The sequence below is a fragment of the Xanthomonas sp. Leaf148 genome, assembly GCF_001423585.1.
Lineage (GTDB): Bacteria > Pseudomonadota > Gammaproteobacteria > Xanthomonadales > Xanthomonadaceae > Xanthomonas.
The window spans coordinates 924,495-945,799 of record NZ_LMOP01000008.1 but is presented as its reverse complement, the minus strand read 5'-3'; the positions used below and the strand labels follow the sequence as shown (position 1 = coordinate 945,799).

Sequence of the window (21,305 nt, the reverse complement as noted above, 5' to 3'; positions counted from 1 at the left end):
ACTGCGCGGCAGTCGCGCAGACGAGGCTATGCATAGCGGAAGAAGTCCCGCATTGGGTCGTGCACATCGGCTGCGGCCTGCGGCAGCGGCAGCGGGCCGCGCTTGCCGGCCATCACCTGCACGAACGCCTGCTTGAAGCGTGCCATCTCCGCCTCGGTTCCCACGGTGATCCGCGACCAGGTGGGCCACACCGGCCAACTGCGGCCGATGAACACGCCAAAGGTCGCCATGTCGTCCTTGAAACCTGCTGCGGGCCGCTTCACATCGACCATGAAGCAGTTACTCTCCGACGCCGTGCACGCGTAACCCTGCTGACTGAGGAAGTCGATGACGTCCTGCCGCGTAGCAGCGGTGCGTGCACGGCGCTGCGGCACCAGATCGGGGTCGCGCAAGCTGGCCAGACCTGCAGCGGCCGCCGTCACCGGCAAGCTGTTGACGCTGTAGAACATCAGCTTGGCAAGCAGCTCCGGGCGCGCGGCCGCGTACCCCAGCCGGATGCCGGCCATGCCGTAGAGCTTGGAGAAGGTGCGCAACACCACCACGTCCTCGCCGGCAGCCACCATGTCCACCACGCTGCGGGTACTGCGCGCGAAGTGGATATAGGCCTCGTCCACCACCAACACGCTGCCCTTGGGCTTGTGCGCCAATGCGTACTCCAGATCCTTGCGTGCGGTGACCGAGCCGGTGGGATTGTTGGGGTTGCAGATGTAGATCACACCGGCATTGGCGTCGGCGGCGCACATCGCCTGCACGTCGTGCGAAAAATCCCTGCGCAATGGCACCTTGATCAACGTGGCGCCATTGCGCGTGGCAGCGCGCCACCCCGATTCGTATGTCGGGTCGGCAGTGACCAGCGCGGCACTGGGCGAGGTGAAGGCCAGCATCGTGTAATCCAGCGGCTCGGTGGAGCCGGCGTAGGCCATCAGATGGTTCACCGGCAACTTGAGCTCGGCCGCCAGCGTGGTCATCAGTTCCATCTGGACCTCGCGCAGATAGCGCCCGCCCTGCGGTGCGATCTGCGCAATGGCCCTGACCGCTGCCGCAGACGGGCCATCCGGGAACTCGTTGGAGCCGATCATCACCGGCGACAGCGTGCTGGCGGTGATTGGCACAACGGCAGCGGTGCGTTCGGCGGCGCTGGCAAACAGCGGCAATGCACCGGTCCCGGCGGCGCCGGCAAACAGGGCGGAATCACGCAAAAATCTGCGGCGCGACAGCGGGGTATTCATGGTGACCTCCTGCAGGGCGGTGAGGTGAACTCAAGGACGCACGGCGACCACTTCGATCTCCACCCGATACAGCGGATTGCCCAGCGCAGCGATCTGGAAGGCCGAGCGTGCCGGCAGATTGGGCTGTTCCTTGGTGCCGAAGAACTGCCGGTAGCCTTCCATGAATCCGTTGAAATCCATCTTGCCGCCCATCGCCGGGTCGCCGACCAGAAACACCTGCATCTTCACCACATCGCCCATGCCCAGGCCGAGCGATTTGAGCTGGTCCTGGATCTGCTTCAACACGCTCACCGTCTGCGCCTTGGTGTCGCCGTAGGCGGCTGCAGAATCCTTCGGTGCGCTGGTGTCCACCACTGCCGGCACTTTGCCGCTGACATACACGGTGGCCTTGCCGGCCGGAACTTCCACCGCTGCGGCAATGGGGAAATCGCTGTTGGGAATCTTGTGGCGGATCACCTCGGCAGCAGTTGCAGCGCTGAGGCCTGCAGACAACACGACGGTGGCAACGAGGGCATTGACGGCGGGACGGAACATGGCAACTCCTTGGAAGAGAGAATCAGTGGCGCAGCAGCTTGACGTCGTCGGCGGTGACACGCTCGGCATGGTCGTTGCCGAAATGGGTGCGCACATAGCTCACCACTTCGGCCACCTGACGATCTGTGAGCATGTCGCCAAATCCCGGCATGCCGGCGTTGCCGTCGAGCACCATCATGGTGACGTAGGGCGCAGCCGCCAGCTTGGGATTTCCCGCAAGCGCCGGGTAGTCGCCGGCACCCTGCGCACCGCTGCCGGCCGGCATGTGGCAGCCCTGGCAGACCGCACGGTAGACATGCTCGCCGGAGGCGGTGGCGAACCCCTTTTGTGGATACAGCGCGGTGGCGTCGGAACTTTGCGCCTGCGCATCGCGCAGACCGGGCGGAAGCAGCGCAGTGCCGATGACCAGCGCAACGGCCGCAACACACACACGTGGCAACAGACTCATGCGCGACCTCCGCCGGCAATGACCTTGCGATGCAGGCGGCCGACGACATCGTGTGCCGACAGGATCGCGCCCTCCTGCCAGGCCGGGATATAGGACACATGCTCGCCCGCCAACGCCAGGCGGCCGTCGATCTGACAGAGCGGCTCGTAATGTTCGGCACGCGCCTGCTCGCTCCACATGCCGAAGCAGCCATGCGTGAACGGCACACGATGCCAACCGACCGCAATGCCGTTTTCGAATTCGCGCGGATATTGCGGGTGCAATTGCGTGCCGTATTCGACGGCCTTGCGCACACGCTGCTCGGGACTCATCGAAGTGAATTGATAGGCATCCAGCCCCCACACGTAGGCACCGAGCAGCACCCCCTTGCCGGCGCTGTGATAACCGGTGCTGGGATAGCTGATCAAGGTGATCGGCAGATCGGTGTAGCTGATGCCGCCGTAGATGGCCTCGTCCTCTTCCCAGAAACGTCGCTTGAATTGCAGGCCCACCTTGACCGATGCGGCATACGGCACCTTGCCGATCGCGGTGGTCATCGCGTCGCTGGCGGTGGTGGGAATCCGGCTGAGCACCGACAACGGAATCGTGCAGATGCACCAGTCCGCACTGGCCACGCGTTCTTCGCCACCGCGGGTGGCGTCCTGCCAGGACACGCGCACGCCACTGCCGTCCTGATCGATCTTGGTGACCTTGGCGTTGTAGGTGATGGCATCGCCGAGCTGGCGCGCGAACGCCTTGCCGATCTGGTCCATACCGCCCACCGGCTGAAACATGGTGGTCTGCATTTCGTAGTTGTTGCCGGCCGCCAGCGTGGTCCATAGCCGCGAACGCAGCACGTCCTGCACGCTGAAGGGGTCTGAAAATTCCGGTTTGCCCGACAAGCCACCACCGGGGTAGCGCGCAAAGCCACGCCGCTCGCTGCTGTCCTTGCCTTTGACGTAGCCGAAGTTGCGATCGAGCGCCCCCCAGGTACGTAGCGATTCCAACAGCACTTCCTGATCCTCGCGGCTGACTGCCGTATCCAGTGCGTGCTGCTGTGTGCACTTGGCCAGCAACTCGGAGACATGGCCCTTGTAATCGGCATCGATCGCGCGGAACCGCTGCGGTGTGCCATCGAAGCCTTTCTGGCTATGCAGCAGCGCGTTGTAGTTGACCTGGTTGAACGCTTCCAACGCCACACCGAACTGCTTGCAGTAACTCAACACCGCCTTGTGGTGATGCGGAATGCGCCACGGCCCCGGATTGAGATACAACCCATCGTCGAACTGGCAGTGCTGGGTTGCGCCACCGAGTTCGGTGTAACGATCGCCGCCACGCAACGTCCAGTTACGGCCACCGGGGCGGCCGTTGTATTCCAGCAGCTGCACGCGATAGCCGGCCTTGCGCAATTCGAAGGCCGCGGTCATCCCCGCCAGGCCCGCGCCCAGAATCAGCACCGATGCGCCCTTCGGGTCGCCATCCAGCTGCAGTGGGCCGGTAAAACGCGATTCGGCCGCCATGCCCAGGCTGCTCATCGCCTGATACATCATCGCGCCGCCAGCGGTCATGCCGATGCGCGCCAGCAATTGCCGCCGCGTCATCGCCCCAGTGTGATTGCCTCGCATCAACGCACATCCCCTGCATGTCATGGACAGTCGCGCGGCCGGCCGCAATGCCAGCCGCGTCGATCACTCAAAATCGGTAAGACAGGCTTGCGAACAGCTGGCGCGGCGCGATCAGCTGGTAGGAGCCAGAGCTTTCGTTGGGAAACACCGCGCCGATCGCATCGTCTTTGTCGAACAGGTTGTAGGCCGACAATTGCAAACGACCACCGGCAAGAAACCCGGCAGCGCCGCCTTGATACCCAACGCTGCCATTGACGATGAAGGTGGCATCCACCTGATCGGTATTGAGCGTGTCGCCGTAGCGCTTGCCGGTGTATTTGGTATCGAGGTTGGCGAAGAAGTGCTCGCCTTCCCAACCGCCGTTGACGCTGAACATCAGCTTGGGCGCATCCGGTACGTCGTTGCCTTCCACCTGCACCAGCGCGCCGCTGACCGGGCCGAAATAGTTGTCCTGGAACTCGGAGGTGTTCCAGGTCAACGATGCACCGAGCCGCCAGCCCGGCGCCGGCTTCCACATGCCGGACAGTTCCGCACCATAGGTCTGTACGTCGCCGACGTTGGCGTACACGGTGGGCGCCACCACCAGCGGGTCCGGGTCGGTCAGCGCGATGATGCGGTTGGAATAATCGATCTTGTAGGCGGCCAGATAACCGCTCCACTGCGTGGATTCGGCACGGATGCCGATATCGATGTTGGTGGATTCTTCCGGCGCGATATCCGGATTGAACGCACCGGAGGTCAGCGCCAACCGCGGCGCGGAACTGAAGTTTTCCGCGTAGTTGGCAAATACCTGCACGCCCTCGGCCAGCTGGAAGCTTGCACCGACCTGCGGCTGAAACCAGTCGCTGTTCTTGATGGTCACAGATCGGCGCACACCAACGTTGAAGTCGTCCAGATTGGCGATCCCGTTGTAGTCGCGTTTGACATCCAGCCCCTTGGCGCCGAATTCCATCGTCAACCGATCATCCAGCAGACGCAGCGTGTCCTTGACGTAGAGCTGCTTCACCTCGGTGGAGAAGTGGTTGTCGTAGTAGATGACGATGGGCAGAGCGTTCTTGAGCAAGGCGCCGGTGGCCGGGTCCAGGTTGTACAGCGGGCGCACCTGATCGAAGTCGTAACTCTCGTACCAGGCGCCCACTTCCAGCTTGTTGTGCTCGGTCTCCCACGCCACGGCCGTGGTCAAACCGTAGCGATCGCCGCCCATGATTTCTTCGCGCCGCGTCATCGCACCGACGCGGATGACATTGCCAGTGGCATCGACAATCTGCGGGTCGTTGATGGCGACATCGGTGCGCCCTGGGGTGCCGGCAATCGCATCGTTGTAGAACCCGGTAGCGGTACTCGGCGGCGTGCCGCCGACGCCGTAGCCGTGCTTGTTTTCGTAGTAACCGGTGAAGGTGACGCCGATGGCGTCGTTGAACATGAAATCGCCGTGCAAGCTGAGCAGCGAATCGCGGCGGCCGTTCTGCCATTCGCTGTAATGCTCGGCATCCACTTCCGGATTGCCGGTGATGCGTTCGTGCAGATCCCACGACACCGAACCGTCGGAGTTGTACGACTGCACGTCGTAATCCTTGCGGTTGTTGTAGATCCAGCCCAACGTCAGGCTGCCGGCATCCCAGGCCTGGCGCACCTTGGCTTCGAAGTGATCGCTCTTCTGTGTGGCCGGCTCCATGTCCCACACCCCGCCCTGCGTGCGGGATGCGGAGAGGTAGGCACTCGGCCCGCCGTCCCACCACTCCGGCGTATCCAGACGCACAAAACTGCGTACCAGATCGTCCGAGCCGATGGTCTGGGTGAGATTGCCGCTCCAGCTATCGCCGCCCTTGGGTGGCAGACTGGTGTAGCGGATCGCGCCACCGAGTGCGTGATAGGAGGGCTGGGTGACATCGCCCGAGCCGGCGGACACCGTGACATCGAGCAGGTTTTCGCTGGAGACGTAACGGGTGATCGGCCCGCCTTCGCGGGTGTCGAAGGTTTCGATCGGAATGCCGTCCAGCGTCACGCCGATCTGGTTGGCGGAAAATCCGCGAATGGTCATCGAATCGCCGAACTCGTACAGCCCGAACGGGTCGGTGGTCTGCACGTTGACGCCGGGCAGACTGGCCAGCAGCTGTTGCGGTGCCACGCCCGGTACCTGGGCCTGGATCTCGTCCATCGAAATGGAGGCAGTGGTGCGCGTGGAGCCGGTGCCAACCACGCTGACCGCATCCAGAGTGCGTGCGTCCTGCGCCAGTGCCGGCAGGCTATGCGCACCGGACATCAGCAGGGTCATCGAGGCGAGCGTGTGGCGACGCGTGGCGGCGGTGAGAATGGCGGCCATCGCGGTCGCCAACCGATCGGTGTTCAAGCGCTTAGGCATGCAATCGACCCCTGGAAAGTGCTGCGTGCTGAGTGACCGGACCCGCTCCCCAAGACCGGCTGATACCGCAGATACGGCATGGATCGACCATACCCAGCGAGGTTGCGCCGCAGACGCGGTGCGGAGGGTAGGGTCTGCGCGTGCGGGTAGGTTCTTACCGAGCTAGAACCTTTGAATCCGTAGCGCAGACACTCAGGTTGGCGTGCCCGTGGACGCGCAGGGCTTCCGCAATAAGGCGTGCGCGACCGCCGTACGCGGGTGTGAGACGTCGCGCGCCACGCGCCTACCCGTTCACGCGTATCCGGGCATAGGAGATCCCGCATGCTTGCGATGCAGCGGCAGATCGACAACGCTGCGTGCCCACCTCATGAGCACGCCCATGCCGTCTATACGCCCGTCCTTGCTGCTGCTCGATTTCGATGGCGTGTTGGCCAGCTATTCGCGTCCGCGCCGGCTGGCCGCACTGGCGACTGCAGCTGCATGTCCGCCGCAGCGCGTGCAGCAGGTCCTGTTCGAACAGGGACTGGAGCGTGCCTACGATGCCGGTGAGCTCGACACGCAAGCCTATCTGACGCAATTGAGTGACAGGCTAGGACATCCGATCGACCGCGCCACCTGGATCGCGGCACGCGTGGCAGCGTGCTGCGCGGATCCCGCGGTGGTAACGCAGGTGCTGGCGGTGTCGGCGACGACCGCGGTGGCGGTGCTCACCAACAACGGCCCATTGATGGCGGAGGCGATCGCGCAACTCGTGCCGTCGCTGTTTCCGTTACTGCAGGGCCGCGTACTGTGCAGCGGTGCGTTAGGCGGCAGAAAACCGCAGCTGCAGGTGTATCAGCGTGCGCTTGCGCAGCTGGGTGCGGAACCGGCACGCACCTTGTTCGTCGATGACCTATTCGTCAACGTCCGCGGCGCCCGCGCCGCCGGATTGCATGCCGATACCGTGCGCGATGCGCGCGCATTGCGACGTGTGTTGAAGCGGTATGGGTTGGGGTGAAATTGGGAATTGGGAATTGGGAATTGGGAATCGGGAATCGGGAATTGGGAATCGGGAATTGGGAATGGGGAGTCGGAAGTCGGAAGTCGGAAGTCGGAAGTCGGATCAGCGTTCGCCGACCTGCGTGAGAGATCAACGCTGTGCCGAGCGACCAGAGGCGGCTACATCTGCACGCGAATGCGCTGCCAAGTACCACGCCCCCCCGAGTGGACGCACGCTGGCCACGCTGCGATGGATCAGGCCAAGTACGCCGTCATCGATATCCCATCCGCCCGCGTGCCCTCCTCTGCGCACGCGCAAGAAAACACGGTCAATCGTGCACAAATACGCAACCAGACCAGTCGCAGCAAAACCCAACTGCACCAACTAGCCCCTCTCCCGTCGGGAGAGGGGTTGGGGTGAGGGTACGGTGTTGCGATACAGGGCCGTCACCTAGACACCGCCTTACGCAATCCACAAACGCACCGGCTCACGCCTTACCAGCCAGCGCCCTACCAGCCACCAACACGCAACCGACCAAGCAACCCATCACCGCTGCGCGGCGTACTCGGCAATCGCCAGGCGTAGACGCGCCAGGCCGTCGGCCAGCTCGGCATCGGTCAGATTGAGTGCCGGCACAAAACGCAGCACATCCGGGCCGGCCTGCAATACCAACAAACCATGCTTGGCTGCCAGATCCAGCAGCGCACCAGCCTGCCCGGCATGCGCCGGTGCCAGTACCGCGCCGAGCATCAACCCACGCCCGCGCACCTGTGCGAACAGGCCGAACTCGGCATTGAGCGCGTCCAGGCCCGCACGCAACGCCGCCGACTGCCGCTCCACATTCTCGGCAATCTGCGGCGAAGCCAGCTTGCGCAGCGCCACGCGCGCCACCGCGGCAGCCAGCGGATTGCCGCCGAAGGTGGTGCCGTGCGCGCCGAACTGCATGGTCTCGGCGACCTTGGGGCCGGCCAGCATCGCGCCGATCGGGAACCCACCACCCAGCGCCTTGGCCAGCGTCACGATGTCCGGCGTCACCTGCTCCTGCCAATGCGCGAACAACGTGCCGGTGCGGCCCATGCCGCATTGAATTTCGTCCAGCACCAACAAGGCATCGTGTCGATCGCACAGCGCGCGCACCTGCGCCAGGAAGCCCGGCGCCGCCGGCATCACCCCGCCCTCGCCCTGGATCGGCTCCAGCATCACCGCGGCTACGTCGCCGCTGGCCATCGCCGCTTCCAGCGCCGCCACATCGTTGAAATCCACATAGCGGAATCCGCCCGGCAGCGGCTCGTAGCCTTCCTGATATTTCGGCTGCGCGGTGGCGGTGACCGAGGCCAGCGTGCGTCCATGGAAGCTGCCACGGAACGTCACGATGACGCGCTTGTCGGCTGGGCGGCCCTGATTGCTGGCCCACTTGCGCACCAGCTTGATGGCCGCCTCGTTGGCTTCGGTGCCGGAGTTGCACAGAAAGACTTTTTCGGCAAAACGCGACGCGCCGACCAGTTCCTCGGCCAGCCGCAGCGACGGCTCGCTGTAGAAGATGTTGCTGGTGTGCCACAGCTTGCCCGCCTGCTCGGTGAGCGCGGCGACCAGATCCGCATCGTTATGGCCCAGCCCGCTCACCGCGATGCCGGAGGACAGATCCAGATATTCGCGCCCCGCGTCATCCCATACGCGACTGCCCTGACCGCGCTCCAGCACCACCTGGCGCGGGCGATACACCGGCAGGTAGTAGTGCGCGAGGGACAGGGGCGAATCGGCAGCGGTGCTCATGATGGTGGGTCGCAGAAGCGGAGGGAGAACCCGCATTCTCGCGCATTCGCCGGCCTGCGGCACAATGTGCGCATGCGCCCTTTCTCCGATCCTCAGCTCACTCCCGCCACCACCGACGGCTGGCGCCGGCAGTGGTTCGACATCATCTACCGCCACGACACGCGCCCATCGCGTAATTTCGACCTGATGCTGGTGGTGGCGATCCTGACCAGCGTGATCGTGATCATGATCGATAGCGTGCCGCGCATCCATGCGCATTCGGCGCACTGGCTGGTGCCGCTGGAATGGGCATTCACGGTCCTGTTCACCATCGAATACGTGGCGCGCCTGGCGGTGGTGCGGCGCCCGCTGCACTACGCGCTCAGCGTGTGGGGCGTGATCGACCTGCTGTCGATCCTGCCCAGCTATCTGTCGTTCTTCGTGCCGGGTGCACAGACCCTGCTGGTCGTGCGCGTGCTGCGCATCCTGCGCCTGTTCCGCATCCTCAAACTCACCCGCTATATCCAGGAAAGCGGGCAATTGGTGGACGCGTTATGGCGCAGCCGCCGCAAGGTGCTGGTGTTCCTGTTCACCGTGCTCACTATCACCGTGATCGCCGGCGCCACGATGTATGTCATCGAAGGCCCGCAACACGGTTTCACCAGCATCCCGACCAGCATGTACTGGGCCATCGTCACCATGGCCACGGTGGGCTTTGGCGATCTGGTGCCGCAAACCACGCTGGGCCGCTTCGTCACCTCGGCACTGATTCTGATCGGCTATAGCATCATCGCCGTACCCACCGGCATCTACACCGCCGAACTTGCCACCACGCTGCGCGAAGGTGGCCACACCGGTCGGCGCGACGTTCGCAACTGCGCCCGCTGCGGGCTGGAAGGCCACGCATCGGACGCGCGCTATTGCCGGCAATGCGCCGAGCCGCTGCCGGATATCGCCAACGGCTGACGCAAGGCGGCAGCGCGCAGGCGTCGACGGGAGGCAAATTACGTGGTGGGCATCACCACCGTAAGCTGTGTGACCGGTGAGCAGGCAATCGCCGCTCACACTGCCGCAGCACGAGGTTGGCGCAGCCGTCTCGCAGCACAGTGGCCAACCGACAACCGGCGCGCGATCGCCGGCACGTTGCGGACCGCATGACCGAAGCAACCCACGTCCTGCCAATGCAGCCCTGGCACCCGAAAGAGCGCGCCAGGTGTTGAGCGCAGCCGCTGCATGTCGCGCTTACTGCGACATGCGGTTACTCATGTCGATCAGATCGTTGTAGCTGGCCAGCACTGCCTGGCGCGTGCCGCCCGGTGGGATCGAGCCGCTTTCCAGCAGCATCTGCTCGCTCTTGCTCAGCGGGGTGTTGGTGCGGATGCGCTCGACCAGACGTCCGGACTCGCGCGCCAGCTTATCGGCAGCGCGTTCCATGTGTCCCCACATCGCATCGCCCTGGCCCACCTTGGCTTTCTGCGCCTCTTCCAGAATGCTCTGGTAACGCGCGAGCTGGCTTTGCGCTGCCGCAAGATCCGGTGCATTGCTATCCAACACCTGCACCAGATGCTTGCCTTCGCCGGTGATCTTCAAGTGATACCACGACGCGCTGCGGCCTTCTTCCTTCTCGATCGCATCGATCCGCGCCTGACGCCGGGTGTCTTCGTTACGGTCCAGCGCCGCATTCATCGCGTCGCCCGCATCGAAGAACGCTGCGTAGGCCTGCATCAATGGCGCATGCAGCGCACGCATGCCCTTGCCGTCGTCGCGCAGATAATCCTCGCGATCGTAATACCGCACCGCTTCGCCGATACGCTCATTGAGCGTGGCAAACCGCTGCTGATACGTCGTCGCTACCGGGTCGAGTTCGGCGTTGGCCGGTTGCTGCGCCAGTGCGGCAGTCATCGGTGCGCCGCAGGCCTCGACCCGATGCGACAGCACCGTTCCCGGTGCACGGATATTCTCTTCCTTGCCCGTTGGCCCGGCCTGCGGGTCCTTCATCCAGCCGGTGTAGGTCTGGTAACTCTCATGCAGTGGCTGCTGGACACCGTTGAAGCAGGCGATGTAGGCATTGATCTTGTCGGCATCGGGCGCAGCCGCAACCGGCGCATCTTTCTGGCAGCCGGCGAGCAGTGCGGCAAGTGCAACCGCTGCGCTGAGCGGTGCGTAACGACGTGGATGGCGCATGCGGTAGTTCCTGTGCGGTGGTGAAGAAATGAGGTGAGGTGAGGTGAGCAACGGTCGATCGCGTGCGTTGTCGTCAGCGCCCGGCATATGGCCGCACGCGCTGCATCGTGCGATGAGGCTGGCAACTACTGTCGATTGCTCTCGGACACCAACGCGTTGTAGGTATTGAGCAACTTGCGCGGCGATCCTTCCGGCGCCAGCGAGGGGCTATCGAGCCAGCCCTGTTCGATGCGGCTGTAGGGCGTCTTGTCGACCACGCGTTTTACCCGCGCCTTGGCCTGCCTGCGGAAGTCTTCCGCAGCGGTTTCGAAGCTGTTCCATTTGAGTTTATCCGGCTCCTGGTCGGCCACCTTGGCATGCGCCTCGTCGGAGAGGCGGTTGAAGCCCTCCAGCAGCGTGTTTGCACGCGCGGTGTCGAACTGATCTTCCTGCAGTACGTCGGTCAGTTGCTTGGCATCGAGCATCATCGACAGCCGGTAATACTCGCGCGTGCGTCCCTCCTCGCGCTCCAGCGTCTTGAGCGTTTCGCGATGCGCTGCATCGTTCTGCGCTTCCAGCTCGGTACCGAATGCGCTGCTGGCCTCGGCATAACGCTCCAGCGCCGCCATCAACGGCGCGTGCAGTTGCTTGCCCTTGGCGAACTGGTCGTCTTCATCATCCTGACGCGCGTAGTAATCGGCCACCTGGTGACTGATCGGCCGCAGCGCCTGCAATGCCGCGTGATATTCCCGAGCCGCAGCATCCAGTGCCGGCAGCGACGGTTGCGCCGCAGCCGCCGCGCTGACCGGCGCATCGCACTCCTTCATGTCGACGTCGCTGATGTCGTAGGGGCCGGCCACGCGCGTTTCGCGCCCGCTGGGGCCGGCGGCTGCATCGTCAATCGAACCGATGTAATGCTTGGCACCGGTATGCACCGGCAGATCGACGCGGTTGAAGCAATCGATATACGCACCCAGTTTGGCGTTGAGCGCATGCTGCGCATCGCTCGGCGCATCGGCGCTCTTGCTTGCCGCCGCGTTGCCGGTCGGCGTGGTCTGTTTGCTGCAGCCGGCGCAGAGCGCAAACACGAACAGGGCGGGCGCAAACGCGCCGGGCTTCAGGAACACGGGCAAACGTCCTTGTTGGAAACGATTTCAGCCGCGCACGATAGCAAACTGCGGCGTGAAATCATCGTGCTCGGCAGCGAAGTGGACGGCGGCGTTCGTCTGCGCGGCAGGCGGTGATGCGCACAAGGTCAATCCGGCTTTTCGTGGACGAATGACTCGCAGCGTCTGCATCGATGTATCGGCGCACGGCCGCCTGCACCGCGCTTGGAGCTATATAAACCAGAGCGAGCAGTCGTCAGGCAGAGGTGGACGGCGCGCCCAGCACCGCAACGGATGAGTGGCACACACCGCATCGAGCACTCGCCTTGCCCGCTTGGGGGTGAGCACAGGCGTTCTGTCAGCCACTCAGTCGAGAAACAGATCCGGCAACAGGCTCCGCGACGGATCGACCGCATAACCGCTGAAGTCGGTGACACCGGCCTGCGTCAGCACCGCTTCGTCGATCAGAAACTGCCCGTGGAAACCGGCCGCAGTGCGGGTCAGCACCGCATGCGCCGCATCGGCCACGATCTCGGGGCGACGGCAGGCAGCGGCGTCCACGCCCGGCAGCATGTTGACCGCATCGGTGGCAATCACTGTGCGCGGCCACAACGCATTGACCGCCACGCCCTGCGGGCCGAACTCAGCGGCCAGCCCCAGTGTCACCAGACTCATCCCCATCTTGGCCAGCGTGTAGCCGGTATGCGCGCCCCACCACGCCGGGTTCAACGATGGCGGCGGGGCAAGGCTGAGGATGTGCGGATTGGGCGCCTTCAACAGATGCGGCAGGCAGGCTTGCGCGCACACAAAACTGCCGCGCGCGTTGACCTGTTGCATCAGGTCGAAGCGCTTCATCGGCGTGTCCAAGGTGCCGCGCAACCAGATCGCACTGGCGTTGTTGACCAGGATATCGATGCCGCCAAACGCTTCCACGGTGGCGGCAACGGCGGCGTGCACCTGCGCTTCGTCGCGGATATCGCATTTGAGCGCCAGCGCCTTTCCACCTGCCGCAACGACTGCTGAGGCAGCGCTGTGAATGGTGCCGGGCAGCTTGGGATTGGCCACCGCCGATTTGGCCGCGATGACCACATTCGCCCCATCGCGCGCCGCCCGCAACGCGATCGCCAAGCCAATCCCACGCGAGGCACCAGTGATGAAGAGCGTTTTGTCTTTTAGCGTCATGGGAATCGGGAATCGGGATCGGCAATCGCAAGAGCTTAGCGCCTTGAACGTCCAGCAGCCGACAAACAATCAACTCACGCGATACGCTTTTGCGAATCCCCAATCCCCAATCACTGATGCCCAATCCCGGCTCCTCAGGGCTTCGGCCCCTGCCCTTCGTTGTCTTCCCAGTGCAGGATGCGCCGGGTCACAAAGCGGTAGACCGGTTTGCCGGTGGCGAACCACAGCTCGCGCACCCACGACCTGCGCTTGAGCACGCGACGTTCCACTGGCGTGATCGCGGCCGGGCAGTACATGCGTTTGTGCTTGAGCAGGTGACGCAGGTCTTCGCGTGCAAGCAGACGCATCCAGCGCGCGCGCGGGTGGCCGCGCACCGCCAGCTGGAAATCGATCACCGCCGGGCTGCCATCGTCCTGCACCAGCCAGTTGGCTTCCTTGGCCAGATCGTTGTGGGCAACGCCACACCGATGCAGCTGCTGCAACAGCCTGCGCGCCTGCCTGAAATACGCCAGATCACCGCGTGGCGGACGCTGGTACATCGCATCGCCGGCCAGATAGCTGCGGTCCAGATGGCGCCCGTCCCAGCGCAACAGCCGTGGTGTGTGTGGCAGGCCATCCAGCTGCCGCAGCGCCAGCGCTTCGCGACGTGCCAGCCACCAGGCCACCCCACGCAGAAGCCATGGCGCCACGCTCAGGTCGCGCCGCACGAACACCCGGCCAGCGTCGCGGATCAACAAAATGCGCCCGAACGTATCGGACTTCAGCGGGAGATTGTCGGCGGGCTCGTGACTCATTCCCCATTGTAGGCGGGCAGCCCGCATCGCCGTACTGTCGTTGCAGCGCGTGCCGATGACACACACCCGCACCGTGGCCTGGTTGCAACCTCAGGTGAAGCCAACCGGCCGATGTGAGCATGGCGCAAGTCAGTCGTCGCCCTGCCCACTTATAATTCGGGAATGAACTCATGGATCGACGCCACGCTGGAGTGGATCGGACACCACCCCACCTTGGCTGGCGTGGTGATCTTTGCCATCGCATTCTGTGATGCGGTGATCGTGCTCGGTGCCATCGTGCCCGCGCTGCCGCTGCTGTTCGCCATCGGCGTGCTGATCGGGCTCGGCCAGATCAACGGCCCGTATGCAGTGGTGTGCGCCACCCTGGGGGCGTTTATCGGCGATGCGTTGAGCTTTTGGGTGGGCCATCGCTGGGGCCACCAGTTGCACACGTATTGGCCGTTTCGGCGCTATCCCCAGTTGCTGGAACGCGGTGAGCTGCTGTTCCGACGCAACGCCTTCAAGAGCATTCTGATCGCGCGCTATGTCGGCGCGGTGCGGCCGTTCGTGCCCGCCATCGCCGGCATGTCGCACATGCCGTTCAAGCGCTATCTGTTCGCCAGCGGGCTGGCCTGCGTGTCGTGGGCGCTGCTGTTTCTGGTGCCGGGCTGGGTGTTGGGCACCGCCTACGACGCGGTCGCTGCAGTCGCCGGGCGCCTGTTCGTGGTGGTCACCCTGCTGGCTGCGGTGATCGGCCTGGCCTGGGCGGTGGTGTTGTATTCGTACCGCTGGTCGGCAGGCCATCTGGATGCCCTGCTGGCGCGGTTGCTGGAGTGGTCGCATCGGCACCCGGTGCTGGGCAACTGGTCGGTCAGCGTGTTCGACCCACGCCGGCGCGAATCGGTCCCGCTGGCGATGATGGCGCTGATGCTGTTGCTGCTTGGCTGGGGTTGGTTCGTGTTGCTGATGGTGGTGCTGGCGCATGGCGAACCCCTGCGCGTGGACCTGGCCGTGCACGACCTGATGCTGGCGCTGCGCAACCCGCTGGCCGACTACCCGATGGTGGCGCTGGCCTCGCTGGGCGATTGGCAGGTGTTGTTGCCGGCGATCGCCGCAGCGATGGGTTACCTGGCCTGGCGTCGGCGCTGGATGGCGGTGGCGCATTGGGTCATCGCACTGGCATTTGGCCTGGCCCTGACACAGTTGCTGGGCGCCACCGTGCAGGTGGTGCGCCCGCCGGCCGCCAGCAGCGGTTTCGGATTTCCGTCGGTGGCGGTCACCATGGCCACGATCGGGTTCGGGTTTTTCGCGCTGTTGATCGCACGCGAACTGCCCGGCCGCCGCCGCGTCTGGCCGTATCTGGTCAGTGGCGCCATCGTCTCGCTGATCGGCTTCGCACGCCTGTACCTGGGCGCGCATTGGCTCAGCGACGTGGTCGGCGGCATGTTGTTCGGCATCTTCTGGCTGCTGGTGCTGGGCATTGCGTATCGCCGCCGCGCCACGCGCGCGTTCTGGGTCAAGCCGGTGTCGTGGATCTTCTACGGCGTGTTCGTGAGCTGCGCGATCTTCTTTGCGCCGCGTAATCTCGGCACCAAGCTGGCCAAGTTCGAACCGCCACCGCCGCTGCTGATGGACCTGCCCGCCAGCGACTGGTGGGAGGGCCAATGGCGGCTACTGCCGGCACGTCGCAATGAATTCGACGACGACCAGCGCTGGCCGCTGGACGTACAAGTGGCCGGCCCGCTCGCGCCGCTGCAACGCCAGCTCGAAGCAAGCGGCTGGCGGGCACAACCGCAGGCTGGCTGGGAACAGGCACTGCACCTGCTGGATGTCAGCGGCCGCCCGGACGAAGTGCCGATTCTGCCGGCCACGCTGGACACCCAGGTCGAAGCCTTGTTGATGGTGCGTCATGCCGCGCCAGGGCACGTGCATGTGTTGCGTCTGTGGCCTGCAGCCGCGCGACTGCAGCCCAGCGCACAACCGCTGTGGGTAGGCAGCACGCAGACTTTGCGCTACAGCCGCCACTTCAGCCTGATCGGCCTGTGGTACCCATTACGCGGCGTGGACCCTGCACTCAGCGCGCTGCGCGACGCACTCGGCCCGCTGCCGCATCGTGTGGAGCAGCGTCGCCGCTCGCAGGTGCCAGTGATCTTGATCGACAGTACGTCGGGAAATGCGGTGCGGCGAGAGGACAAAGACAACGCCGCACCGCAGACCGAAACCACTGTGTCCGACCCGGCTGCATCGGGTCAGCCACAACAGCGCCGTTGATCGATCGGGTAACAGCGGCGATCGGCCGGCGAACGCGCAGTCCGGTTGATAAGAACTGCTAGTAAAACGTTTTGAACGCTGTCTCGATGGTGGCAACGCGTTGCATCGCTTAGATGCAGCCGCATGTTTAGGTCAACAGCCTTGGTGAGAGCGGCTAACAAAACGTAGCGAGCAGTCGTCAGGTGGGTGTGGACGGCGCGCTCAGAACCGCAGTGTACGAGTGGTACACGAGGATTCCGAGCACCGGCCGCGCCCGCCTGGCGGCTGCACAGTCCTTTTGCTAGCTGCTCTTAGTCGAGGGCGCGGCGCCCTCGCCGCTCGCGGGACACCGCACCAGGACGTTGGTCGGTAGCTGCTTAAAAGAGCTGGTCGTCTCGCGAGTCGCAGTGGCCTGCTGATGCGGATCGCACACACATGTGAGCTAGCAAAGTAGAAGCACATCATGCATTGCTTGCACCAAGCACACCGCCCATCTCGACTGGCCCTTGCCCGCCCACCGTCGCGGGACCTTACGCGGCATGGATGCCGCGTAAGAGCTTACAAGGACGTACTTGCAGCGTGTCCCGCGATGGTGGCCGGGCAAGGGCCCTGCACCCAAGCCGCAGATCAGCCGCTCTACAACCAACGCATCCGCACCATTCCATTACCTCTCAAGGTGACCGAGAGCTTGTGCTTCAGCGCCGTTTGGATGCGCACAAGCCGCATTGGTCAAGCGCGCAACACCTCACCACAACACCCCATCCACCGGCTGCATCGGCTCCGGCGCGGGTTCGCCAATCGCCTGCAGGGCATCGATCTCAACCGTGCGGCACATGGTGTCCAGCGGCAGATCGTGGATGGTGTTGGCGAACGGGTCGACCAGCTCATCGCCGATCTTCAGCACCGCCAAAAACATCAAGCCGGCGACCGTCGATCCTACCGGCGTGGCGTATTGCAACGTTTCCACCAGACCGATCGGCAACAGCACGCAAAACAGCCGTGTAAACAGGTTCGGATAGAAGCGGTACTGATATGGCAGAGGCGTATTTTTCAGCCGCTCCATGCCGCCCTGCGCGTTGGCGATATCCACCAGAATGCGCTCGACGCTGGCCTGCTGGATGCTGTCGATCCAGCCATCGCGACGCGCCTGTTCCACGGCACGGCCAGTCGTATCGAGCAAGCCATTGGCCACGTTCGTACGCGTGATCACCGCTGCCACTTCGTCGGCATCCAACCGCGACTCCAAGGCCATCGCCACCGGCAACCGCCGCAGCTGGCAGCGCAATGCATTGACATAGGCGATCTGCCGTAGCGCGATCGTGCGCCCCAGCGCTAAAGCTTCTGGTGCAGACAGGATACTGACGCTCAGGCGTACCAGATTGCGCGATGCATTGATCATCTGGCCCCACAGCACGCGGCCTTCCCACCAGCGTTGATAGGTGGAATTGGCGCGAAAGCCCAGGAATAACGCCAGTGCCGAACCGAAGATGGTCAACGGCAATGCCGGCGCGCGGAACGGCAGCACGTAATAGATGATCGTGATCAACACGTCCCAGACAAACAACACCGCCAGGGTCCGCCAGACCTGACTGAACACATCCGCCACACGCGGTTTCACATCGATGATCAAGGCACACTCCCTCACTAAAAACGCGTATCGCCCTTGCGCGCATCCAGTGCATGGATGCCATCGCTAGCGCACTCAAGCGTAAGAAGTCTGCCGCCACGCCGGTGCAAGTGCGGTGATGGGGCGATAAAAGCAGTGCCTCGCGAGCGCAAAACACTTCTGCGCGATCATTGACTAGGTGCGGCCCATGCCCCGAAGCGGCATGCAGTGCCTATCCACGTTCGCTTCCTTCGCACCCGATGCGCAGCGGCGCCTGCTGATTGGCCGCGCTACGTGATTGCCCGCGCTCAGGGCATCCAGGCCAGCAACTGCTCCAGACGCTGATGCGGGTCGTCCTGCTGCAACAACGACAAACGTTGCTGCTCGGTCAATGGCAACAACTCGGCCAGCCGCCATCCCACCCATGCGGACTGATCCAGCAACCCCGGACCGACCGAGGCAAATTCGCCGCCCACCTGTTCGAGCATGCGCTCGAGCACGGTTGCCAACAGGCTGTGCTCGGGCCGCAATTCGTCGTCGGGGTCGGGCTCGCACCAGCTCACCTCGCCCACCAACAAGCCGTTGTCGCGGATACGCGAGCGCTGCACATGAAAGCGACGCGTGCCACGCAGGCGCAGCACCAGCACGCCATCGGCGCCGACATCGAAATCCTCGATCCGCACTTCGGTGCCGAACGCCGCCGGCGTTGCCGGTACGCCTACCTCATTGCCATCCAGGATCAGACACACGCCGAAGCTGGTGCCGTTGCGCCCGCATTCGCGCACCAGATCCAGATAGCGGCGCTCGAATACGCGCAGCCCCATCGCCGCGCCCGGCAACAACACGCTGTGCAGCGGAAACAGCGACAAAGCGCTGGTGTCGTCAGTGTCCGCGATCGACGCCATCACGACAGCTGCGCCAGAAAGCGACGCGGCGCGCCGTCGAATCCGCCATTGGACATAAACACCACATGGTCGCCCGGCTGCGCGATGTCGCCCAGCGTCTGCAGCAACGCCTCCACGTCATGCGCCACGTGTGCCTGCCCGCGCACCTGCGCAATGATCGGTGCCGCATCCCATGGCAACTCGGGACGATGCAGGAACACCACCGCGTCGGCATCGTGCAGCGACGGCGCCAACGCCTGCGCATGCGCGCCCAACCGCATCGAATTGCTGCGCGGCTCCATCGCCACCAGCACACGCGCCGCGCCCACCTTCGCACGCAGCCCCTGCAAGGTGGTCGCAATGGCGGTGGGATGATGCGCGAAGTCGTCGTAGATGGTGATCCCTCGTGCCTGCCCCAACACTTCCAGTCGGCGTTTGACGCTCTGAAAGTGCGCCAGCGCCGGCATCACCGTTACCGGATCCACGCCCACCGCATGCACAGCCGCCAGTGCAGCCAATCCGTTGAGCACGTTGTGCCGGCCCACCAGCGGCCACTGCACCTGGCCGATCTCCACGCCGCGATGCGCGACCGCAAACACGCTGCCATCGGCGGCCACCAAGCGCGCGCTCCACTCCAGCGCCGCATCGAAACCGAAGCGCTCCACCGGCGTCCAGCAGCCCATCGCCAACACCTCGGCAAGCCGCGCGTCTTCGCCATTGACGATCAGCCGCCCGCGCGCCGGTACGGTGCGGACCAGATGATGGAACTGCCGTTGGATGGCGGCCACGTCAGGGAAAATATCGGCGTGGTCGTATTCGAGGTTGTTGAGGATCGCCACCAGCGGCCGGTAGTGCACGAACTTGCTGCGCTTGTCGAAGAAGGCGGTGTCGTATTCGTCTGCTTCCACCACGAACGCGCGCCCCTGCCCCAGCCGTGCCGACACGCCGAAATCCTCGGCCACGCCGCCGATCAAAAAGCCCGGCGCGCGCCCGGCCGCCTCCAGCAGATAGCTCAGGATGCTGGTGGTGGTGGTCTTGCCATGGGTACCGGCGACCGCCAGCGTGTCGCGGCCCGGCAGCACCTGCTCGGCCAGCCATTGGGCGCCGGAGCTATAGCGGCGGCCTGCATCGAGCACCGCTTCCACAGCCGGATTGCCGCGCGACAAGGCATTGCCGATGACCACCTCGGTGGCGTCGGCGGAGATATTGGACGGCTCGTAGCCCTGGGCCAGCGAAATCCCGAGCGTTTCCAGCTGGGTGGACATCGGTGGATAGATGGCCTGGTCGCTACCTTCTACCTGCCAGCCCAGCTCGCGTGCCAGGGCGGCCACACCGCCCATGAAAGTCCCGGCGATGCCGAGGATGTGGAGTTTGCTCATGGAGCACATTGTCGCCGATCACCGGAGTTGCAGGACATTCCGATCCGCACCCGGCGCCGCTGTCAGGAAACTCCTACCGTACTGTCGGGAATTTCCCGATATGCGAACTGCGTCACATCCCTCACTATGCTGAACGCCAGTCGCAGCACCCTTTGGTTCTACTCCCCAAGAGACCAAATCCCCAGGGAGCTCATGCTGTTGGGGCTCTGAGCAAGCTCATTACTGGCGTTATTCTGCCCCGGTCATCTTGTATGGCCGGGGTTTTTCTTTTCCAGGGTCTTGATCTGCAGAAGGCGCGGCCAACAGGCACGCGGTAAACACAGACCGGGCGTTGCGCCCGGTCCGGGTGACTCAGCGGCCGAGCGCCTTGCTGATGCGTTCCAGCACTTCGTCCAGCGACCCAACGCCATCCACACGCGCCAACTTGCCGCGCTGCTCGTAGAAGCCGATCACCGGCGCGGTGGAATCGGTATAGACCTGCAGACGCTTGCGCACCGATTCCGGGTTGTCGTCCTCACGGCCTTCGGCCTTGGCACGCCCGGCGATGCGCTCGACCAGCAACTCGCTGGCCACGTCCAGCTGCACCACCGCATCCAATGGCTGACCGATCTTGCTGAGCAGGTTGTCCAGCGCATTGGCCTGCGCCACATTGCGCGGATAACCATCGAGGATGAACCCCTTGGCGACATCGGCCTGACCAAGCCGCGACTCCAGCATGCCGAGCAGGATGTCGTCGGACACCAGATCGCCGCGTGCCATGACTTCCTTGGCCTTCAGGCCGAGCGGCGAGCCGGCGGCCACTTCGGCACGCAGCAGGTCGCCGGTGGAAATGTGCGGGATCTCAAATGAATCTTTGAGACGTGTCGCCTGGGTGCCCTTGCCCGAACCGGGCGGTCCCAACAGAACCAATCGCATCAGTGGACTCCACTTTCGAATAAAAACGCGTTGCGGTTGGCGGCGTTAGACTCAAGCCTTCGCCGGCACTGACCGTATGGTCGTGCAGCTTACCCCATCCGGGGAATGTCCCGGCACTGTCCCCTGCGCCATGTTTCCA

The 21,305-nt window shown here is 64.2% G+C and carries 17 protein-coding genes and 1 other RNA gene; 3 read left to right on the top strand and 15 right to left on the bottom strand.

Translation table 11 applies throughout. From position 1 onward, the window contains the following. Positions 1-26 precede the first annotated feature (26 nt). From ASF90_RS08690 to ASF90_RS08670, 5 genes are all read right to left on the bottom strand, one after another. Positions 27-1,229 carry a pyridoxal phosphate-dependent aminotransferase gene (locus ASF90_RS08690; RefSeq protein WP_055848529.1) on the bottom strand — a complete coding sequence of 401 codons (1,203 nt, stop codon included), beginning with the start codon at positions 1,227-1,229 and terminating at the stop codon, positions 27-29. 30 nt (positions 1,230-1,259) lie between these two features. Then, entirely contained in the window at positions 1,260-1,763 is a 504-nt protein-coding gene (locus tag ASF90_RS08685; RefSeq protein ID WP_055848525.1) for a RidA family protein, read from the bottom strand. Positions 1,764-1,785: 22 nt separating this feature from the next. Then, positions 1,786-2,211, bottom strand: a complete 426-nt coding sequence (locus tag ASF90_RS08680; RefSeq protein WP_055848522.1) for a cytochrome c — start codon at positions 2,209-2,211, stop codon at positions 1,786-1,788. Next, positions 2,208-3,815: a flavin monoamine oxidase family protein gene (locus ASF90_RS08675; RefSeq protein WP_055848519.1), complete on the bottom strand. Its 1,608-nt coding sequence runs from the start codon at positions 3,813-3,815 to the stop codon at positions 2,208-2,210. The genes ASF90_RS08680 and ASF90_RS08675 overlap by 4 nt, the downstream gene beginning before the upstream one ends. A gap of 67 nt (positions 3,816-3,882) precedes the next feature. Further along, positions 3,883-6,165 carry a TonB-dependent receptor gene (locus tag ASF90_RS08670; protein WP_193552635.1) on the bottom strand — a complete coding sequence of 761 codons (2,283 nt, stop codon included), beginning with the start codon at positions 6,163-6,165 and terminating at the stop codon, positions 3,883-3,885. 391 nt (positions 6,166-6,556) lie between these two features. On the opposite strand from ASF90_RS08670, the gene ASF90_RS08665 reads away from it, so the two are divergent. Continuing rightward, positions 6,557-7,174, top strand: a complete 618-nt coding sequence (locus tag ASF90_RS08665; RefSeq protein ID WP_055850284.1) for an HAD-IA family hydrolase — start codon at positions 6,557-6,559, stop codon at positions 7,172-7,174. Positions 7,175-7,702: 528 nt separating this feature from the next. Here the strand turns inward: ASF90_RS08665 and ASF90_RS08660 are convergent. Then, a complete protein-coding gene (locus ASF90_RS08660) occupies positions 7,703-8,929 on the bottom strand; it encodes an acetylornithine transaminase (protein ID WP_055848513.1) in 1,227 nt (408 codons plus the stop codon). Positions 8,930-9,001: 72 nt separating this feature from the next. Between ASF90_RS08660 and ASF90_RS08655 the strand changes: the two genes are divergently transcribed. Beyond that, a complete protein-coding gene (locus ASF90_RS08655) occupies positions 9,002-9,874 on the top strand; it encodes an ion transporter (RefSeq protein WP_055848510.1) in 873 nt (290 codons plus the stop codon). Between the two features lie 276 nt (positions 9,875-10,150). Here the strand turns inward: ASF90_RS08655 and ASF90_RS08650 are convergent, their stop codons facing one another. The 4 genes from ASF90_RS08650 to ASF90_RS08635 all read right to left on the bottom strand — a co-directional run bounded on the left by ASF90_RS08650 (position 10,151) and on the right by ASF90_RS08635 (position 14,153). Continuing rightward, on the bottom strand, positions 10,151-11,092 hold the full coding sequence (locus ASF90_RS08650) for a YiiG family protein (protein WP_055848506.1): 942 nt from the start codon (positions 11,090-11,092) through the stop codon (positions 10,151-10,153). A gap of 125 nt (positions 11,093-11,217) precedes the next feature. Further along, positions 11,218-12,165, bottom strand: coding sequence for a YiiG family protein (locus ASF90_RS08645; RefSeq protein WP_236699255.1), 948 nt, complete (start codon positions 12,163-12,165; stop codon positions 11,218-11,220). Positions 12,166-12,543: 378 nt separating this feature from the next. After that, positions 12,544-13,359: an NAD(P)-dependent oxidoreductase gene (locus ASF90_RS08640; RefSeq protein WP_055848502.1), complete on the bottom strand. Its 816-nt coding sequence runs from the start codon at positions 13,357-13,359 to the stop codon at positions 12,544-12,546. 134 nt (positions 13,360-13,493) lie between these two features. Then, positions 13,494-14,153 carry a serine/threonine-protein kinase gene (locus ASF90_RS08635; RefSeq protein ID WP_055848499.1) on the bottom strand — a complete coding sequence of 220 codons (660 nt, stop codon included), beginning with the start codon at positions 14,151-14,153 and terminating at the stop codon, positions 13,494-13,496. A gap of 162 nt (positions 14,154-14,315) precedes the next feature. Between ASF90_RS08635 and ASF90_RS08630 the strand changes: the two genes are divergently transcribed. Next, positions 14,316-16,403, top strand: a complete 2,088-nt coding sequence (locus ASF90_RS08630; RefSeq protein ID WP_055848496.1) for a bifunctional DedA family/phosphatase PAP2 family protein — start codon at positions 14,316-14,318, stop codon at positions 16,401-16,403. 152 nt (positions 16,404-16,555) lie between these two features. Here ASF90_RS08630 and ASF90_RS21860 read toward each other — a convergent pair. The 5 genes from ASF90_RS21860 to ASF90_RS08610 form a co-directional block, all read right to left on the bottom strand. Beyond that, positions 16,556-16,632, bottom strand: a non-coding RNA gene (locus tag ASF90_RS21860) — sX9 sRNA. Between the two features lie 495 nt (positions 16,633-17,127). Then, positions 17,128-18,012 carry a bestrophin family ion channel gene (locus ASF90_RS08625; protein WP_055848493.1) on the bottom strand — a complete coding sequence of 295 codons (885 nt, stop codon included), beginning with the start codon at positions 18,010-18,012 and terminating at the stop codon, positions 17,128-17,130. A gap of 284 nt (positions 18,013-18,296) precedes the next feature. Then, positions 18,297-18,893 (bottom strand): LON peptidase substrate-binding domain-containing protein, encoded by a 597-nt coding sequence (locus tag ASF90_RS08620; protein ID WP_055848490.1) that lies wholly within the window; start codon positions 18,891-18,893, stop codon positions 18,297-18,299. Next, on the bottom strand, positions 18,893-20,260 hold the full coding sequence (gene mpl / locus ASF90_RS08615; RefSeq protein ID WP_193552609.1) for a UDP-N-acetylmuramate:L-alanyl-gamma-D-glutamyl-meso-diaminopimelate ligase: 1,368 nt from the start codon (positions 20,258-20,260) through the stop codon (positions 18,893-18,895). Before mpl ends, ASF90_RS08620 begins: the two co-directional genes overlap by 1 nt. 342 nt (positions 20,261-20,602) lie before the next feature. Next, entirely contained in the window at positions 20,603-21,166 is a 564-nt protein-coding gene (locus tag ASF90_RS08610) for an adenylate kinase (protein ID WP_055848486.1), read from the bottom strand. Between the last annotated feature and the right edge of the window lie 139 nt (positions 21,167-21,305).

Bases quoted from the DNA above. Each gene is read 5' to 3' on its own strand.
- ASF90_RS08690 (WP_055848529.1), bottom strand. From the start codon at position 1,229: ATGAATACCCCGCTGTCGCGCCGCAGATTTTTGCGTGATTCCGCCCTG.
- ASF90_RS08685 (WP_055848525.1), bottom strand. From the start codon at position 1,763: ATGTTCCGTCCCGCCGTCAATGCCCTCGTTGCCACCGTCGTGTTGTCT.
- ASF90_RS08680 (WP_055848522.1), bottom strand. From the start codon at position 2,211: ATGAGTCTGTTGCCACGTGTGTGTGTTGCGGCCGTTGCGCTGGTCATC.
- ASF90_RS08675 (WP_055848519.1), bottom strand. From the start codon at position 3,815: ATGCGAGGCAATCACACTGGGGCGATGACGCGGCGGCAATTGCTGGCG.
- ASF90_RS08665 (WP_055850284.1), top strand. From the start codon at position 6,557: ATGCCGTCTATACGCCCGTCCTTGCTGCTGCTCGATTTCGATGGCGTG.
- ASF90_RS08660 (WP_055848513.1), bottom strand. From the start codon at position 8,929: ATGAGCACCGCTGCCGATTCGCCCCTGTCCCTCGCGCACTACTACCTG.
- ASF90_RS08655 (WP_055848510.1), top strand. From the start codon at position 9,002: ATGCGCCCTTTCTCCGATCCTCAGCTCACTCCCGCCACCACCGACGGC.
- ASF90_RS08650 (WP_055848506.1), bottom strand. From the start codon at position 11,092: ATGCGCCATCCACGTCGTTACGCACCGCTCAGCGCAGCGGTTGCACTT.
- ASF90_RS08640 (WP_055848502.1), bottom strand. From the start codon at position 13,359: ATGACGCTAAAAGACAAAACGCTCTTCATCACTGGTGCCTCGCGTGGG.
- ASF90_RS08635 (WP_055848499.1), bottom strand. From the start codon at position 14,153: ATGAGTCACGAGCCCGCCGACAATCTCCCGCTGAAGTCCGATACGTTC.
- ASF90_RS08630 (WP_055848496.1), top strand. From the start codon at position 14,316: ATGAACTCATGGATCGACGCCACGCTGGAGTGGATCGGACACCACCCC.
- ASF90_RS08620 (WP_055848490.1), bottom strand. From the start codon at position 18,893: ATGGCGTCGATCGCGGACACTGACGACACCAGCGCTTTGTCGCTGTTT.
- mpl (WP_193552609.1), bottom strand. From the start codon at position 20,260: ATGTGCTCCATGAGCAAACTCCACATCCTCGGCATCGCCGGGACTTTC.
- ASF90_RS08610 (WP_055848486.1), bottom strand. From the start codon at position 21,166: ATGCGATTGGTTCTGTTGGGACCGCCCGGTTCGGGCAAGGGCACCCAG.